Origin of the sequence: Staphylococcus xylosus (assembly GCF_002732165.1) — a bacterium.
Lineage (GTDB): Bacteria > Bacillota > Bacilli > Staphylococcales > Staphylococcaceae > Staphylococcus > Staphylococcus xylosus.
In genome coordinates, this window is sequence record NZ_MRZO01000006.1 from 97,148 (window position 1) to 115,439 (window position 18,292).

14 protein-coding genes are annotated in these 18,292 nt (G+C 32.4%); 3 read left to right on the plus strand and 11 right to left on the minus strand.

What is annotated here, in order from left to right:
* Positions 1 to 101 precede the first annotated feature (101 nt).
* Complete coding sequence (locus BTM19_RS10075; protein WP_029379112.1) at positions 102 to 1,265, minus strand: aminotransferase class I/II-fold pyridoxal phosphate-dependent enzyme; 1,164 nt, start codon at positions 1,263 to 1,265, stop codon at positions 102 to 104.
* A 123-nt stretch (positions 1,266 to 1,388) separates the two neighbouring features.
* Positions 1,389 to 2,393, minus strand: a complete 1,005-nt coding sequence (locus BTM19_RS10080; protein WP_081224915.1) for an acyltransferase family protein — start codon at positions 2,391 to 2,393, stop codon at positions 1,389 to 1,391.
* Positions 2,394 to 2,600: 207 nt separating this feature from the next.
* Here BTM19_RS10080 and BTM19_RS10085 point away from each other — a divergent pair, with 207 nt between their 5' ends.
* Positions 2,601 to 3,023, plus strand: coding sequence for a MarR family transcriptional regulator (locus BTM19_RS10085; RefSeq protein ID WP_029379110.1), 423 nt, complete (start codon positions 2,601 to 2,603; stop codon positions 3,021 to 3,023).
* Positions 3,024 to 3,120: 97 nt separating this feature from the next.
* Here the strand turns inward: BTM19_RS10085 and BTM19_RS10090 are convergent, their stop codons facing one another.
* From BTM19_RS10090 to BTM19_RS10105, 4 genes are all read right to left on the minus strand, one after another.
* The gene (locus BTM19_RS10090; RefSeq protein ID WP_099265849.1) at positions 3,121 to 7,185 is read right to left on the minus strand and encodes a GW dipeptide domain-containing protein; all 4,065 of its coding nucleotides are present in this window, start codon (positions 7,183 to 7,185) and stop codon (positions 3,121 to 3,123) included.
* Between the two features lie 232 nt (positions 7,186 to 7,417).
* Entirely contained in the window at positions 7,418 to 7,840 is a 423-nt protein-coding gene (locus BTM19_RS10095; protein ID WP_029379108.1) for a GNAT family N-acetyltransferase, read from the minus strand.
* A 70-nt stretch (positions 7,841 to 7,910) separates the two neighbouring features.
* Positions 7,911 to 8,381, minus strand: coding sequence for a DUF2538 family protein (locus BTM19_RS10100; RefSeq protein ID WP_017724104.1), 471 nt, complete (start codon positions 8,379 to 8,381; stop codon positions 7,911 to 7,913).
* A gap of 21 nt (positions 8,382 to 8,402) precedes the next feature.
* Complete coding sequence (locus BTM19_RS10105) at positions 8,403 to 9,716, minus strand: LCP family protein (RefSeq protein WP_038678252.1); 1,314 nt, start codon at positions 9,714 to 9,716, stop codon at positions 8,403 to 8,405.
* A gap of 445 nt (positions 9,717 to 10,161) precedes the next feature.
* Here BTM19_RS10105 and BTM19_RS10110 point away from each other — a divergent pair, with 445 nt between their 5' ends.
* A complete protein-coding gene (locus BTM19_RS10110; protein WP_081224918.1) occupies positions 10,162 to 11,823 on the plus strand; it encodes a phospho-sugar mutase in 1,662 nt (553 codons plus the stop codon).
* A gap of 19 nt (positions 11,824 to 11,842) precedes the next feature.
* Positions 11,843 to 13,018, plus strand: coding sequence for a serine hydrolase domain-containing protein (locus tag BTM19_RS10115; protein WP_029379105.1), 1,176 nt, complete (start codon positions 11,843 to 11,845; stop codon positions 13,016 to 13,018).
* Between the two features lie 108 nt (positions 13,019 to 13,126).
* Here the strand turns inward: BTM19_RS10115 and rihC are convergent, their stop codons facing one another.
* The 5 genes from rihC to qoxA form a co-directional block, all read right to left on the minus strand.
* Positions 13,127 to 14,035 carry a ribonucleoside hydrolase RihC gene (rihC, locus tag BTM19_RS10120; protein WP_029379104.1) on the minus strand — a complete coding sequence of 303 codons (909 nt, stop codon included), beginning with the start codon at positions 14,033 to 14,035 and terminating at the stop codon, positions 13,127 to 13,129.
* Positions 14,036 to 14,212: 177 nt separating this feature from the next.
* The gene (qoxD, locus tag BTM19_RS10125) at positions 14,213 to 14,503 is read right to left on the minus strand and encodes a cytochrome aa3 quinol oxidase subunit IV (RefSeq protein ID WP_017724109.1); all 291 of its coding nucleotides are present in this window, start codon (positions 14,501 to 14,503) and stop codon (positions 14,213 to 14,215) included.
* Positions 14,500 to 15,105 (minus strand): cytochrome aa3 quinol oxidase subunit III, encoded by a 606-nt coding sequence (gene qoxC / locus BTM19_RS10130; RefSeq protein ID WP_029379103.1) that lies wholly within the window; start codon positions 15,103 to 15,105, stop codon positions 14,500 to 14,502. The genes qoxD and qoxC overlap by 4 nt, the downstream gene beginning before the upstream one ends.
* On the minus strand, positions 15,095 to 17,083 hold the full coding sequence (qoxB, locus tag BTM19_RS10135; RefSeq protein WP_029379102.1) for a cytochrome aa3 quinol oxidase subunit I: 1,989 nt from the start codon (positions 17,081 to 17,083) through the stop codon (positions 15,095 to 15,097). The genes qoxC and qoxB overlap by 11 nt, the downstream gene beginning before the upstream one ends.
* Positions 17,083 to 18,204 (minus strand): cytochrome aa3 quinol oxidase subunit II, encoded by a 1,122-nt coding sequence (qoxA, locus tag BTM19_RS10140; protein ID WP_099265850.1) that lies wholly within the window; start codon positions 18,202 to 18,204, stop codon positions 17,083 to 17,085. Before qoxA ends, qoxB begins: the two co-directional genes overlap by 1 nt.
* Between the last annotated feature and the right edge of the window lie 88 nt (positions 18,205 to 18,292).

The window sequence follows — 18,292 nt, forward strand, 5'->3', positions numbered from 1 at the left end:
AAAACACCAACATCAATGTTGAAGTTTATCTACACCAGATCAATTATTAAAAAGAAATTTCAAGGGCATATTTCAAACTTACATTTAGTTGGTGGTTTTTGTTATGAATTATAATTTAGGGCTAAATATTGTTCCAGTCTTCTCATAGCTTCTTTTAATGCATCAAGTTCATATGCATAAGAAATACGTACGTGTCCTTTACCAAGATCGGTAAAAGCAGAACCAGGAACAATAGCGATATGTGCATTTTCTAATACATCTACACAAAAGTCGAAGTCATTGTCAGTAAAATTCTTGATACTAGGAAAAATATAGAATGCACCTTCAGGTTTAGCATCTAGTTCAAATCCCATTGACTCTAATTTATTAATCAAAAAGTCCCGTCGCTCAATATAGGCTTCATTCATGTATTGCGGCGCTTCTAAACCTTCATTTAAAGCTGCGATACATGCAATTTGAGCAGGAACATTGGCGCAAATACAGTTATAAGCATGCATAAAAGTTAATTTTTCAATTAAATACTCTGGTCCAATTAAAAAACCAATGCGTATGCCAGTAGCAGAATGAGATTTACTTAATCCGCCAACAAGTAATAATTGATCGCGAATTACTTCAAATTCGGCAAAAGAAGTATGTTTACCAGTGAAAGTATTTTCAGCATAGATTTCATCACTAATAATAAAAATCTCTTTATCTTTCAATATATTAGCAATAGCTTGTACTTCATTGTAAGACAATATTACACCAGTTGGATTAGTAGGATAGTTTAGTAGTATCGCTTTGGTGTTTTTGGTTATATGTTTTTCAAGTGCTTCAGGTGTTACTTTGTAGTCAGATATTGTCGTGTCAATATAAACTGGTATACCACCAAGTGTCTTGATGAGTGGAATGTAGCCAGCATATACTGGACCAGGAACTAATATTTCATCTCCTTCATCTATGATACTTCTTAAAGCAGTATCTAAGGCTTCACTGGCACCATTAGTGATAATGATTTCTTCTGAATTATATGTAAAGCCATAGCGTTGCTCAAAATATTGGCTCACAGCATGCCTTGTTTCAATTAATCCTTTATTATGTGAATATTTCGTTTGATCTTCATTAATAGCATTTATGTAAGCAGCTTTAACTTCTTTAGGCATAGGGAAGTCCGGCTGACCTATAGTTAGGTTAATACAATCTTCAATTCCTTTAATGCGATTTGAAAATTGACGGATGCTAGGGGCTGTTAAATGTTTAGAATTGTTATTTAATGAAAGTTGCATTATATTTTCACCTCAAAAATTAAAAATACCGAATTGTATTTATTGTATGTATAGATTGATTGGAAGTACTTCAATATTTATCATAACATATTTAAAATCAATACAATTCGGTTTAATACTTATTTACCCTTTGAATTTATAAGGAGATTGTAAATTTATAATTGGGTTTGTCCATTTAGATACTAATCTGGTTGTTAATATATACACAATTATAGATGTAACGATAACTAAATAAAGATAAGTTAAGATACTGATATGATCTTTAAATGGATATATCGCAAAACCACGGATAAAACCAATGAATAAACCATGTAGCAAATATACATGCATGGTTCTACGACCTATATACGTAAAAAACTTTTCTTTTTCAGGTATTAAATTAAAGAAAGCAAACATCGAAATTAAAACGATGAAGTATAATAACAATCTCTTGATTGGGCTGTAGAAATCTAGCTTTCCTTCAAGTGACATATAGGGCGAATCGCCTAACAACCAATTGGAGTTAATCGGATGATAGGTGTATATAACATAAAAGGCTAGTAAAGTGATGATAGCTATAGGTAGAAACTTTTTATTTCTTAAAAGCTGTGTATGTTTATTTGTAAATAAATAGCCTATATAGAATATTGGGAAAAACATAATCGTCCTAGAAAAGCTTAAGTAATTGTCAATATTCTCTGAATAGCCAGCGAATATTGAAATGATTACTGCTATAGGTAGTACATAATACGGTTTATAATCCTTAACTATTACTAATATGACATGGAAAAAGAATAATGTGAGTAAAAACCATAACGCGAACACCGGATCAAAAGGATCAAACTGAACACTATCTTCTTTACCAGTTAAGTAATAGTAAACAGAGAAAAAGCCAAAGAATATAACATATGGAACTAATAGTTTTTTTGATACTTTTTCTAAATACCCAGCTTGACCTGCTTTTTTCGCAAAATAGCCTGAAATAAATAAAAATCCTGGCATATGAAAGCTGTATATTGTTAAATACAATGAAGATAAATGAGGGCTGGCTTCTGTATATGGCTGTAATAGATGGCCAAAGACTACAAGAAAAATCAGCACAGCTCTAGCATTATCGAAAAAGTAATCTCTTTCTTTCAATTGTGACATTCGTTTTCTCCTTTAAGTAGTACGATAAATTTTATATACACTAGTTCTAATCTATTATAAAACCTATGAGAAATGCAACAAAAGAGTACAATTTGTCTTTTATTATTGTATATAATGACGGATGCTATTATAATATTAAGGAATAAAATTGTGTGAAAAACTTATGGTTTTATCTAAGTTAAATTAATGATAGTGGAGATGAGCAACATGTACAAACAACTAGAACAGTTAATTACACTTACAGGTAATGATTTAAATTTAGTAAGTAGAAGATTTGGTCAGAGAACTGATTTGACTTCTGAACAATTAGAAATGTTAAGAATATTATATAACTATGAAGTGTTATCTCAGTATGATTTGACTATGAAAATTAATAAAGAACAATCGATTGTTTCACGTTGGATAAAAAAGTTATGTCATATGGGGTATATAACGAGTAAGCAATCTAATAAAGACATGAGATGTAAGGATTTGATGGTTACAGATAAGGCGAAAGAATTAGTACAGCAAATTAATGAGGTTAGAGTAGCTTTGATTGAAGCGCGTTGTCAAAACCTTACATCTAAAGATATAGAAAATTTAAATCAATTATTATATAAGTTAAATGTACATCAAGTATATATGCATTAGATAATTAATAAAAAAAAGCGTACATAATGACAATAACTTGCGTTAAGCATTGTCATTAGTACGCTTCTTTTAATTGATTCAATATTTTAAACTAATACTATTTATACGTATCTACGTCGAAATATTTACCTAGTTTATCCATAGAATCGTAGAACCCTTTAATACGAGTAGCATTATGAGAGGCCCATGCTACATCTGTTGCATATTGGTGAACACCTGGATTTTCAGGGTTCCAACGCATTTTATAAAGTGTGTTTTGACCTTTATCTATATACGATTCAGATATAAATTTAGCACCGCCAACTATAGCTTTTTTAACTGTATCCCAGCCATTATTTTTAGCTGTTATAAATCCTTGTTTTACAGCGTCACTATCAACTGCGCCGATACCAAACATATTATAATATTTGTTTTTACCATCAGTAACAACTTTACCGTCTACAACATCGCCACCATTTGCAAGTTTTGATGTACCATTACCAGTTTCAAGTAGTGCATGAGAGATTAAATACACTTCATTGATATCATAAGTCTGAGCTGCTTCACTAAAAGCCGCACCTTGACCTTCTAAAATACCTTTGCCAATAAGTAATTTATCTAAATCAGTTGCACCAATGTTTTGAGTTTTATCTAAACGTAAAAATTGATATTTTTGAGTTTCATCTTTTATTAACTTACTTGAGTCCATAGCATTTTTGATTTCATTTGCTGTAGCATCTTCCCATTTTCCAGGTGTATGTTGAATTTGTGGTTTAGCAGTTAATCCTTTTTGGATAGCAACAGCTTGATCTAAAGTAATGCCTGAATCATAGTATTTTACTAATTCTTTACGTAAATCAGCTTCTTTAATCCAAACGACTTTACCATTAGATAGTTTACCATGATACCAAGTAGTACCATTAATCACTTGAGTTTCATATACTGTGAAAATACTTTCATAGAAATCTTTAAGTGAACCTGATGCAGTCTTAGATGTAGGATCTAAATAATAGTTACCATTTCTATTAATAATCACATAATCGTATTTATACGGTGTTACAGCTGATTTAGTAACACTTTGTGAATTTGTAACATTAGCATTATTAGATGGTTGTACCTTATTCAAATCATTAGCAGCTATCCAACCAGTTTTGTTATTTACAATACCATAAACGTATTCGTCTTTATCAACATAGACAGATTTAGATGCATTGAATTGATTATTTTTAAGGTTATTTAGTTTATCAAGTTGTTGTGATTTTGTACCCCACGGCACTGCGTATAGACCATTATTAGTTGCTTTAACAGTATATTGACCATTTTTAGCATTAGTTTGACTTAAATTACGAGTATTAATATCTTTTGTATTAATCCAGCCTATTGGCGTATTTTGATTAACATTTTGTATTAATACATAAGTGTTATTTCCTTCAGTTCGTTGTTTTGTAACGTTATAAGTTTTTCCGGCTAGTTTTGTTGCGTCTTTACCTTTTTGATCATAAACTGTCGCTTTAATGCCAGAGTTTTTAGTGTTTAACTGACCAATTTTATTTACACTTTGTGTTGGGTTAGTAGTCGCTTTTTTTGCTACTTCTTTAACTGTAATGTCACCAGTTTGCATCCAACCTAAATTAGTATTGGTTTTATTATCAGTAATTAAGTAAAATGCATTATTTCCTAGTGTTGCTTTTTTACTTAGTTTATATGTTTGGCCACTAACATATGGTTTTTGGACACCTTGTTTATCATATACAGTTGTATATACGCCGTGATTGTTTTTGGCAACAGTACCTTGTTGATTTGTAAGTGTATTTACAGTTAATTTCCCTGAATTTGTAGTAGGGGATGTAGCTGTATTACTAGTTGAAGATAACTTACTTAAGCTTACCCAACCAGTTAAATTGTTAACAGTTCCATAAATATAGTTAGTCTTACCAATCTGTTGTTGTTTTGTTGCTTTAAACGTTTGTGTAGATTTCCCTGAAACTGTACCTGCTTTTTGAGAACTTGTACCCCAAGGAACAGTATAAATCGTTTCTCCAGGTTTGATTTGATAAGTTTTATTGATGCTAGTTGCTGTTTTAGCAGTATTATAATTAACATCGCCTTGATGTACCCAACCAATTAATGTACCTTTATTAAAATCAGAAACCAAATAGAAATTTTCATTGCCTAAAGTAGCTGATTTTGTAACTTTAAGTGTTTGGTTTGTACGATCAGTTTTCTTACCATTTTGGTCGTATACAGTAGTATATAAACCATCGTTAGTAGTATTAATTCGTCCAACGCCATTGTTCGCTGTAACTTTTACGCTACCTGTTTTAGTAGGGGAAGTTACACCAGTATTGCTTGAACCTGTATTATTTGAGTTATTTCCACTCGTACTACCTGAAGAAGATGTGCCCCATGCAGCTGCTTGACCTGTCTTAATTAAGTATTTTTCATAAATAAGGTCGTATAATTCATCGTAACTATAATTATGTGCAGCTAAGTAACCATGAGGATCAGTATGGTCAGTTCCACCTAAGTAAGTACTCACGGCTTTATGCGTCCAAACAGTTCCAGCTCCATCATATTCAGCACTATCAGGGACTAAACCATAATACTGTAAATTTGTTGCTGCATAATCAGCATAGTTATTTATTGAACGTGCAAATGAATCATAGTCATGAGTATGAACTAATTCAACATGTATGAAACGTTGGTTAGCTACAGCTCCGCCACCCCAAGCTAAGTAATCAGTATTTGCTGTTTCAATAATACGGTTACCATCTACATAGGCATGTACGAAAGCATTTTGATAATTATTCTTCATATAATTGATTTCGCCAGTAATTGTTGAATTATCATTTGCAGTATCATGCATAACGATACCTTCTGGCTTACCATAGCGATAATTATACTTTGGTAAATATGATGCTATGTCTTGTTCGTAACTAGGTGCTTTAAAGTTGTTCTTACGGATGTAATTGTTAATTGAAGAACTTACTTTTGGCGAATATTTTGGTAATGTTGAACGTGTTGTTGCTTCTTGTGTAATTGCAGAACGTGTTGCGACTGTTGAATCAGCACTTCTAGCCATTCTAAGTTTAGGTGTCGCTTGTGCACTATAGAAAGCAACATTCGCTGCTTCAGAAGTGTCTGTGCTATCCTCTTGAACAGCGTCAGTATCTTGTACAGTAGAAGTAGCGTCAGAATTGTCGCTGACTTTAGCTACGTCTTGTTTGTCGTCAGAAGTAACGCCATCTTTATCAGAAGTGTCTGTGTTATCCTCTTGACTAGCGTCAGTATCTTGTACAGTAGAAGTAGTATCAGAATTGTCTGTGCTATCCTCTTGAACAGCGTCAGTATCTTGTACATTAGAAGTAGCGTCAGAATTGTCGCTATCTTTAGCTACATCTTGATTGTCGTCAGAAGTAACATCATCTTTATCAGAAGTGTCTGTGTTATCCTCTTGACTAGCGTCAGTATCTTGTACATTAGAAGTAGCGTCAGAATTGTCACTATCTTTAGCTACATCTTGATTGTCGTCGTTAGAAGTAACGTCATCTTTATCAGAAGTGTCTGTGTTATCCTCTTGAACAGCGTCAGTATCTTGTACAGTAGAAGTAGTATCAGAATTGTCGCTGTCTTTAGCTACATCTTGATTGTCGTCAGAAGTAACATCATCTTTATCAGTAACAGCGCTATTATTTTGACTAGCATCAGTATCTTGTTCTGTCATATTATCTGACGTGCTATCATTATTAGTTATTTCACCAGAATTAACATCACTTTCAACAGTGTTTTGATTTGTTTCTACATTGTGATTATCATCATGTTGCGCTTCTTGATCTTCGCCATTTTGGTTATATGTATCTTGAGTTGGCGTTTGATTAGAGGTTTGACTGTTTAACTCATCAATTTGAGCATCATAGTTTGATTCTAAATCTATAGATGTCTGTTTGATTTGTGTAGGGTCTTGATAGACTTGTGTTCCTGAAATATTTGTTGTTGATTTACTGATTTCAGACTTAATTTCTTCACTTTGATTAAGTGCTTTATCATCATTTAAAAAGTTCTTGTTAGGCGATTGATCTTGTGTTTTATCTGCCGCCTGTGCGTGATGAGTTGTCAAAGCTGTACCTGCTAATGTAAGTGCTATAATTGAAGGTACCTTATAAGTGTTTTTATTCTTAGCCATTAAACTGCCCCTTTAACTTTATAAATTTAATTTCATTATAATACGACTATGGATTGAGCGACGTGTTTTTACCGATTTGTAATATAAAATTAATCTTATTAAGTTTTGGGAAAGATTTAACATACTATTTAAAGCGTTATAACGCCTTATTCACAATATATTGAAAAAATACACACTGAAGTATATTACAAAACTTAGATGAAATATTACTGTAAAAATAAGACGAATAATATTATATTATTTTTGACATTGCAATATGTTTGATATTTTCTTCCATGAAAATTTCTCCAAAAGATTCATACCCAAGTGATTCATAAAATGATTGTGCATGACATTGTGCATTGAGCATTAACTTTTCATCACCTTTATTTATTGCTACAGTTTCTAAAAATCCCATTAACAATTTTCCGTAACCTTTATTACGATGCGAAGCTAAAATAGCCACTCTTTCTACTTTTACGCCATTAGCTATAGGACGTAGTCTACCAGTAGCAAATGGCACATTATTTTGGTCATAGCCAATTACATGTGTCGCAATAGTTTCATATTGATCTATTTCGTTTTCTAAAGGCACACCTTGTTCTTCAACAAAGACTTTCTTTCGTATATTGTGAGCTTCTTCCATCATATTTTGAGTTGTAACAATTTCAAACATAAATAATCCTCATTTCAATTTTTTATTATTAAAAATACCCTACCATAAATTATATGGTAGGGTAATGTATTTATAACGCTTCTTTTCTAATAATTGCAGTGTATTGCCAAAAAATACGCATTTGCGCGATGTTCCAATTATTCATTCCCATGGCAAAGCCGGAGGGTTTAAACAAGTTTACATCAGTTACTTCTAAAGCAGCAGCAATTAGATATTGAATTGGCACACTAATTTGTTTCATTGTTTCTGTAATGCCGTTTTGGTCATAAACCCATGTGAAGGGGAGTTCTGATTCAAAAACATCAACTTTTTCAAAAATTTCTGGAAGCGCAACAATATAACACGCACCATCAACAATTGGATTATTGTCACTATCTTTATAATAAATTCGTAGTGCTTCATAATTCTCCCGATGTTCATGATTGACGTAGAAAAATTCATTCCTGAAAAGTGCCATATCTTTGCTGTGAATCAATTGTTGTTCTAATACATTAAACATACCATTAATTTGGTTAAGTTTGTCATATGTTTTACGTGACATACAGTGAGCTCCTCTCTAAAGTTAATATTGATTTGTAGGTGTTTCTTGTGAATTTGGTTGTTGATTTGGATCAGGCTGTTGCTGATTTGGATCAATCTGTTGTTGTGTGTTTTGTTCGCTATTTTGTTGATTCGAATTGTCTTGTTGATTCGAATTATCTTGCTGATTTTCATATTGATTAGCTTCAGGTTGTTGGCTATTATCATTATTATTATTATTTTCTTGATTGTTTGAATCAGTAGCATTAGAATCTGACGATTGATTATCATCATCACTCGTACTGTCGTTCTGAGATTTTCTTAGCAATGAACTATCTATCTCAGTTTGTGGTATGAGTGTACCATAAAAATCAATAACACGTTGGTTTAAAAATTCTAACTTATCTTTTATTTTAGGTAATTCTAGGTCATCACGCAAAAGATTTGAAGTATCTTGAATATTTTTTATATCAGGATTGTAATAGTATATACCATTTAAGTAGTCATCTTTACCTTCTAGCTGCGTACTCTTAATATCAATATCATCTTTTAGATATGATGTTGCAAGTACTTTAATTTCTTTGTAACTTAAATTGTGTTTGGCATTTTTACCAACAATTTCAACAACATCATCTAATTTACTAATTGAATCTGCTTTTTGAGCTTTAGCAAATAGTTTTTTTATTAAATCCATTTGACGTTGACCACGCTTTAAATCAGAATCTTGATGTCTTGTTCTCGCAACGGCTAATGCTTCATCACCATTTAAATTTTGGTGACCTTTTTTAACTTTTATTTTCCCTGAATCATCAGTATTTGGCTCGTCAATGTCATAAGGGACATCGTATTCGATACCGCCAAGTTCATTTACAGCATCGACAAAAGCTTCCATATTAATTCTTACATAGTAATCTACAGGCACATTTAACGTCGCTTCTACAGAGTCCATTGATGATTTTGGACCTCCATAAGCATGTGCATGAGCGATTTTATCGTAATAACCTACTTTAGGGATATAACTGACAGTATCACGTGGGATACTTAACATTCTTATTTGTTCTTTCTCGGTGTTGAGTGTAGAGAAAATCATTGCATCTGATCTTGATTGTTCAGTACTTTGCCCGTTTTTTTCACGACCACTATTATCATCAATACCTAAGAATAAGATAGAGATAGGATCTTTTGAAGGATCAACTTTTGATTCACGAATGTTAGACTGTCTCGCTGAATCTTGATCATTGTAAGAATGTTCAAAAGCACCTTGAGAAGATTTTAATAGTATAACGGCAAATATCACTGGAACAACCACAAGAAGTAAAGATAGGAATATTAAAAAATATTTTAAAAATTTATTCATGTTTGGAGCTCCCCATGTAATAAGATTTGGTACATATAACTATCATTTTTTTGAAGTTGTTATACTTTTTAACTTTGTTAAATATTTGTAAAGAAGAAAATGTACTATAACTTATAATTTTATTACTATAATTAAAAAATATCAACTATCAATATGTTATTTACAAATTTGAAGTAAAATATAAAGATATTCGTGATAGTTAAGACTTGATTAGATAAGGTTTAGGTATAGACGTTACATTTATGTCATTTGATTAAAAATGATTTATTTTAAAACATAGGATATAATATACATTGGAAATATAAACTTGTAGACAATATCAATTTTAATGAATAATTAATAGGTTTTAGTTGGTTAGAAAATGTATGAGATGATTTATTAAGAATTAGCTTTTTAAAAATTAGATATGTCTTTATTTTGAAAGCTATAAGGAGGAAACAGTAACGTGAAACAAGCTTGGTTAGAGAAAATTGATGAGAGTTTAGTTAAAGAATTTTATCAATTACAAACAGAAGAAGAAAAAAATGAAGGTTTTGAAACTACTTTATCTTTTGGTACTGCAGGTATAAGAAGTACGTTTGGTTTAGGACCTGGAAGGTTAAATGCTTTTACAGTCCGAAAAGTTGCATTAGGGTTAGCACAATTTCTAAAAAATAAGGTTAGTATCGAGCCGTCAGTGGTTATCCATTTTGACACTAGATTATTATCAAAGGAATTTTCTAGAGAAATGGCAAGTGTATTAGCTGAAAATGGTGTAAATACAATAGTATCAGAAAATTATAAGTCTACTCCAGAGTTATCTTTTGCTGTAAGAGAATTAAATGTAAGTGCTGGCGTCATGATAACTGCTAGTCATAATCCTAAAAACTATAATGGTATAAAAATTTATGATGATCATGGTGGACAACTATTACCAGAAGCATCAGAAGTGTTAAGTTCTTATATCAATTCAATTGAATCGCCACTATTAATTGAAAAAGGTGATTTTGAAACATTGCTAAATGAAGAGAAAATTCAATTAATGTCTAATGAAGTGACAGATAAATACAAAGCTGAAGTTAAATCATTAGTAGGGACAATCGAAGAAAAAGATGCAAAAGTTATACTCACAAGTTTACATGGTACGAGTTTACCATTAATGTCAGATATATTATCAGAGTTGGATTATCATAATTATGTAATAGAAGAAAATCAGTCAAAACCAGATGGTCATTTTCCAACTATAGCAATTGCTAATCCGGAAGACGAAGATGCGTTTGCACTAGGGAAAAAATTGGCAGATGAAACAGATGCACAGCTCATTATTGCTACAGACCCAGATGCAGATAGATTAGGATTTATCGAACGTTATGGAGATAACGATTATAGGTATTTTAATGGCAATGAAATAGGGCTATTATTTATGAAATTGAGGTTTCAAGATTTAGTAGAATCTGATGAACCTCAATATATTATAAAGTCGATTGTTACGAGTGAGTTAGCCGAGAGATTAGCCAGCTCATTAGACGTTGAAGTTGCGAATGTATTAACTGGGTTTAAATTTATTTCGGACTTAATTGAAAAAAATGATAACACATCTAATAAGCAATTGTTGTTAGCATTTGAAGAAAGTCATGGATACCTAGCAAAACCAATATCCAGAGATAAAGATGCAATTCAAATGGTACCACTTCTAATTAAATATAAAAATTTATTAAACAAAAATGGTTTAACATTTAAAGATACAATTAATGATATTTATCAAAATATTGGTGAATTTAAAGATAGAACAATCGCGCCAAGCTTTGAAGGTTCAAAAGGTAATGAAAAAATTTCTAAAATAATGAGCCAGTTTAGAAATAAAGATATTGATTCAATTTGTGGTATGGATGTCAAACAAATTGAGGATTATCAAATTGGTAAAATTAGGAATGTGAAAGAGGGAACAACTGAATCATTATCATTGCCTAATACTAACTTAATTAGGTTTATATTTGACAAGGGTTTTATTGCACTAAGACCTTCTGGAACAGAACCAAAAATCAAACTATATTTCTCGCTTAATGTAAATGACATTGATGCCATAACAGGTCAATTTGAAAAAGACTATATTAATCATATAGACTGAGCACAACAAAGGAAAAAAGATGACTACGAAAAAACTAAAACGAGTAACGATTATTTTAACCATACTGCTTGTTGCAATAACATTTTTAATCATATATAAACATTATCAACGCTATAATCAAGAATATAATACTACTAAAACTTATGAAGAGACATCAAAAGATCACAAAAAAATAGGTGAATTAAAAACCGTTGTTGATTCAAATAATCATGACATAGAAGAAATTAATAGATATTTAGAGCAGACCAAGTTTAATGGTACAGCTGCTGTATTTGAAAATGGACAATTAAAACTAAATAAAGGCTACGGTATGAAAAATTTTAAAGAAGATGAAAAGAATAGGGCGGATACTTTATATTTAATTGGTTCTTCTCAAAAATTCACTACCGGATTAATGCTAAAGCAACTAGTAAATGAAAAGAAACTAAATATGAATGATCCAGTCACAAAATACTTACCTTGGTTTAAAACAGCTCAACCTATCACATTAAATCAATTGATGCAGCATAAAAGTGGTTTATATAAATATAGTGCTTCACCTCAATATAAGAGTTTAGATGAAGCTGTACATGCTATACAGGAAAAAGGAATAGAGCCCAAATATTATAATAAAAATAGATATAACGATGCGAATTATTTAGTATTATCACGTGTTATTGAAGAGGCGACTAGTAAGTCATATGTAAAGAACTTTGAAAATAGACTAGCTAATCCATATAATTTGAATTTTACAGCATTTTTCAATGATAAAGATTATCGAAAGAATATGGCAATTGGTTATAAAAAAGATAAAGCATCTAGTAATCCGGTAAAGCAAACACCTAATATATTAGACCAGTATTATGGTGCCGGTAACCTCTTTATGGCGCCATACGATATGGGCCAATTAATTTTAAGCTTACAAAAAAACGAAATTTTTGATGATAAAATAACTCAACCACTTTTACATGAAAGTTTAACATCACAGTATCCTGAACCATATAGATATGGTTTTTATTCACTTCCAGATAAAAATAGAATTAATGGTGGCTTTTTTGGACAAGTATTCACAGCTTATTTTAACAACAAATATATAATAGTATTAGGCACTAATTATGAAAATAGCCAGACTAATAATGAAAAGAAAATCAAGCATATTTATTATGACATCTTAAAACAAGGCGGGCCTTATAATATTGTCGGTCAAAAATATTAAAGTAAAACTTATATAAAAAAGCACTCCTTTACTATTTAATCAAAGTTTAAAACTTATAGATTAAATAGCATAAAAGGAGTGTCTTTTTATATACTAATAAACAGTGGGTTATTTACAATACTTGAGTGCATCTATAAAAATCTCTTTGAATACTTTAGGTTCAATAGACATGACTACACTACAATTAGGGAAAGCGGATTTGAAATCTGTAACTGTTGCGCCTTTCGTCAATGTGCCATTAGTTTCAACTTGAACGTCTGCTTCTTCTACTTCAAACTTTTCAGGATGAAGCAGATACAGTACAGTATAAACATCATAAACATTAATACCTTTTTCAAAATCATCACCTTTATAATGTTTGAAAAGATGATGTAGCATATATCCAGTTTGGTTTAATGCCTGAAGTTCATTTACTGTACTATGACTTAATGTGGAACTTCTTGCAACATCAAGGCCAACCATAGTCAAAGGCAAACCTGAATTGAATACAATTTGTGCAGCTTCTGGATCACAATAAATATTAAATTCTGCAGATGGCGTTATGTTACCTCGACCAGCGGAACCACCCATGAATACAATTTCTTTAATATAATCTTTAGCTTTAGGATATGTAGATAGTAATAGCGCAATATTCGTTAGCGGACCAATAGGAATCAGTGTTACGGGCTTCTCATTTGTCTTTAATTCTTTATACATGGCTTCCACAGCATGCACTGAAGTTAAATCATTATAGTTAGGTTCGGGAAAGTCATATCCGTTCATGCCTGATTCTCCATGGACTGTACTTGCATCTACTATGTTTGAAAGTAAGGGTTGGGAAGCACCTCTATGTATAGGGACATTACTTGAGAAAAACTGCTTAAGTTTTAATGCATTTGCTGTTGTTTTTTCAATTCCTACGTTTCCATTAACAGTAGTAATCATTCTTAGATCAAATGCAGGGTGATTTAAAGCTATACTGATTGCCGCGGCATCATCGATACCTGGATCAGTGTCTATAATTATAGGTTGTTTCATTATTAATTAACCTCCTTTAAGTAAATAGGGTGTATATTTATTTTACAATTTTTGTAGTTTAAATGCTTAAAAAATGTATTAAATATAATAGAAATAAGAAAAGGGGAGAGTAATGTAATTTAACTTTTAAAGATATTAATAAAAAAAGACTTCTCCGAAGAGAAGCCTTTTTTAAGATTATAAGTGACTTGAGTGTCCACCTTGCATTACCCAATAAGTACCGATGACAGTAATTAAAGTAATGATAATCGCAAATACAACTTTGAATCCTTGTAAATTCCCATCTTTACCTTCAGTTAAATGCATGAACATTAATAATTGAACTGCAGCTTGTATAAAAGCGAAACCAAAGATGATGGTAATCTTAGCATTAAGTGCCATAGATGTGTATAAGGTTACGAATACTGCTAAGATTGTTAGAACGATTGAGGCAATGAAACCTACTGTATGTTTTACAATTGTATTCATCCGCTAAACACCATCCCTATCATATATACGGCAGTAAAGATGAAAATCCATACAACATCTAAAAAGTGCCAATATAAACTTACTATAAATAATTTAGGAGCATTGTCTTTATTTAATCCTCGCATTGCAACTTGAATTAATAAACAAATAATCCAAACAATACCTAATGATACGTGGGCACCATGAGTTCCTAATAGAATAAAGAAGCTAGACCAATAAGAACCAATAGTTAGATTAACACCTTCGTGTACGTAATGCGCAAACTCGTATATTTCAAAGCCTACGAATACTGCACCTAAAAGAACTGTGATAATCATCCAAATCATCATTAATTTTTCTTTTTCTTTTCTCATATAGTATATTGCTATACCACAAGTGTAAGAACTAATTAATAATGCAAATGTCATTATTAATATAAGTGGTAATTCAAATAATTCAGTAGTCATTTTGCCGGCATAATCGCCACCATGTTGAAGTGTTAATAATGCTGCAAATAACGTACCGAATAATGAGAATTCTGCTGTAAGGAAAATCCAAAAGCCAAGTCTATTTAAATTACCTTCATGCGAACGTTGATCAATTGTGTTTGCATCATGACTCATGACTTACAGCCTCCCTTTCTTTAATACGTGCATCACGTAAACGTTTTTCAGTTTCTGCTACTTCAGACGCTGGTATATGGTAACCATGGTCTATTTGGAAACTACGATAAATCATTGTACCGAAGATACCTAATAAACAAATGACTGCTGGAATAATTGTTTCGAAGATAAGGAAGAATCCACCGATAGTGAAGAAAATTCCCATCCAGAAACCAACAGGTGTGTTATTTGGCATATGGATATCAGTATAGTTATGGTTGTCTAAATAATGACGACCATGTTCTTTCATATCAACAAATGTGTCATAGTCATTCCAATCTGGAGTGATAGCGAAGTTGTATTTAGGTGGCATTGCAGCTGCAGTTGACCATTCTAAAGTACGACCTAAACCATCCCAGTTATCGCCAGTAGCTTCACGTGGTGCTTTGAAGAAGCTGTAAACGATACTTGCAACTAAGAACATAAAGCCTAATGCCATCATTAGGGCACCGACAGTTGAAATTACGTTTAGTAACCACCAACCATCTTCTGGCATATAAGTATATAAACGACGTGGCATACCATCTAAACCAAGAATGAATTGTGGTATGAAACAAACGTTAAATCCGATTATGAATAACCAGAAACACCATTTATTTAATGTTTCGTTTAACTTAAATCCAGTCATCTTAGGCCACCAGAAAATTAAAGCACCTAGACAAGCAAATACAACACCAGCCACTAATGTGTAGTGGAAATGCGCTACTAAGAAGTACGTATTATGGTATTGGTAATCTGCTGCTGCCATAGAAAGCATTACACCAGTTACACCACCTATTAAGAAGTTAGGTATGAAACCTAAAGCAAATAGCATAGGTGATTCAAAGGTAATACGGCCTTGATAAAGCGTGAACAACCAGTTAAAGATTTTAACACCAGTTGGTATACCAATCAGCATGGTTGAGATTGAGAAGAATGAGTTGATTAATGCACCATTACCCATAGTGAAGAAATGGTGAACCCAAACTAAGAAACTTAAGAATGCGATACCTGCAGTTGCCCAGACCATGCTTTGATGACCGAATAGACGTTTACGTGCAAATGTCGGAATAATTTCAGAGTAGATACCAAATGCTGGCAAGATAACGATATACACTTCAGGGTGCCCCCATACCCAGAAGAAGTTAGCCCATAGCATCGGCATACCACCATTTGCGACAGAGAAGAATGCAGTGTCGAATATTCTATCCGTCGTAAATAGTGCTAATGCAACTGTTAATACAGGGAAAGCCAAGATAACGATTAATGACGTAATGAAAGTAGTAACCGTGAACATTGGCATTTCCATGAATTTCATAGTTGGTGTTTTACATCTAAGTATAGTAACAAAGAAGTTAATACCGGTCATTAATGTACCGATACCAGAAATTTGTATTGCTATTAAGTAATAGTTAACCCCAGGTCCTGGGCTGAATTCTCCTGCAAGTGGTGCATAGTTTGTCCAACCAGCTGCAGGTGAACCTCCGACTATAAATGAAAGATTGAATAAAATCATACCTGAGAAGAATAGCCAGAAACTTACGTTATTTAATACAGGGAATGCAACATCGCGTGCACCAATTTGTAATGGTATTACGACATTCCATAAACCAAAGATGAAAGGCATTGCCATAAAGATAATCATTATTACACCATGTGTACTAAAGACCTCATTGTAATGGTTTCCTTCTAAAAATGTGTTATCTGGAATTGCTAATTGTGTACGCATCATTAACGCATCGATACCGCCACGTACGAACATTAATACCGCACAGATTAAGTACATCGCACCAATTTTTTTATGGTCAATAGATGTGAACCATTCTCTGTATAGATATTTCCATAATTTAAAATAACTAATTACTGCGATCACAGCAATGACTGCAAATGGTGCACCAATTTGTGCCATCGTAATCATCCAGTTACCTTGAACGAGTAATTGATCCCATGGAAAATTCATTAATGTCCACCTCCATTTTCATGGTCTTTTTTCTCTATTTTAGATGCTTTTTCATCTTTAACACCTTCAGAGATTTTTTCCATTTCGTCCATATTATGTGATTCATTATCTTTGAATTCACTATCATATGGTTCATTATTGCCTAGAATCATGGCTTTCATTCCATGACGCTCATAGTTTGTATTTGTGATTTGTGGCTTACGTGCAGGTTTATCTGGTTTATCTAACACATCAGCTTTCATTTCGTCTTTAGTGTTAAAGTTTGGATCTTTCTGCACATAATTGTAACGATCGTAAGCATAGAAAATATACTCTGGATCAGCTGCAGGATCAACAAATGCTAAATGCGTACCACTGAAAGTTAAGTTTTTATTTTCAGTTGTTGGTAAAAGTTGCTTATCAAATGTATCTTGGTCCAATACTTTTTTGCTTTTCGCATCTTTTACCCAATCCTCAAATTTACTTTGGCTTACAGAGTTAACGTCAAATGTTTGACGTTCGAAGCCTTCACCATTGAAGTTTGAGTTACGTCCTCTGAACGTACCTTCTTCACTAGCTGTTAATGTCCAGTCCATTGTCATACCTGTCATCGCATATTTTTGGCCACCTAATTGTGGAATCCAGAAACTTGTCATCATATCCATTGATTGGAGTTTGAAGACAACAGGGCGATCTTTCGGAATAGTTAAATGATTAACTGTTTCGATTTTTTGTTCAGGATAACTAAAGAACCACTTATAACCAGCGCTTGTCGCATAAACAACAAGTGGATCGTCTTCTTTCTGTGGTTTTTCCTCATAATTGTAAAGCGAATTAACCGTTGGGATAGCTAAAGCAATTACAATAATTACAGGAATAATAAACCAAATTGTTTCCATTAAAGAATTGTGGTGCATCTTTCCTGATTCTTTTGTATTTCCTATTCTATATTTATATAGGAAAACTGTGAATAAAATAACAACAGCGGCAATAATAACAAGCATGAAGATGATTGAATACATAATCAAAAACTTCGTATCGCTTGCCATCGGCCCTTTTGGGTTTAAAACTTCTACGTTAGAACAACCACTAAGCAAAATTAGCGAGCCAAAGAGTAGAAGCAAAGACTTAAATTTTGACACTTTTTTGACCTCCTAATACTACAAATGTAGGGCTTACCATCAATTTTAAGATATTACGCAATATTTACAAGTGTTTGTGCGAAAAAAA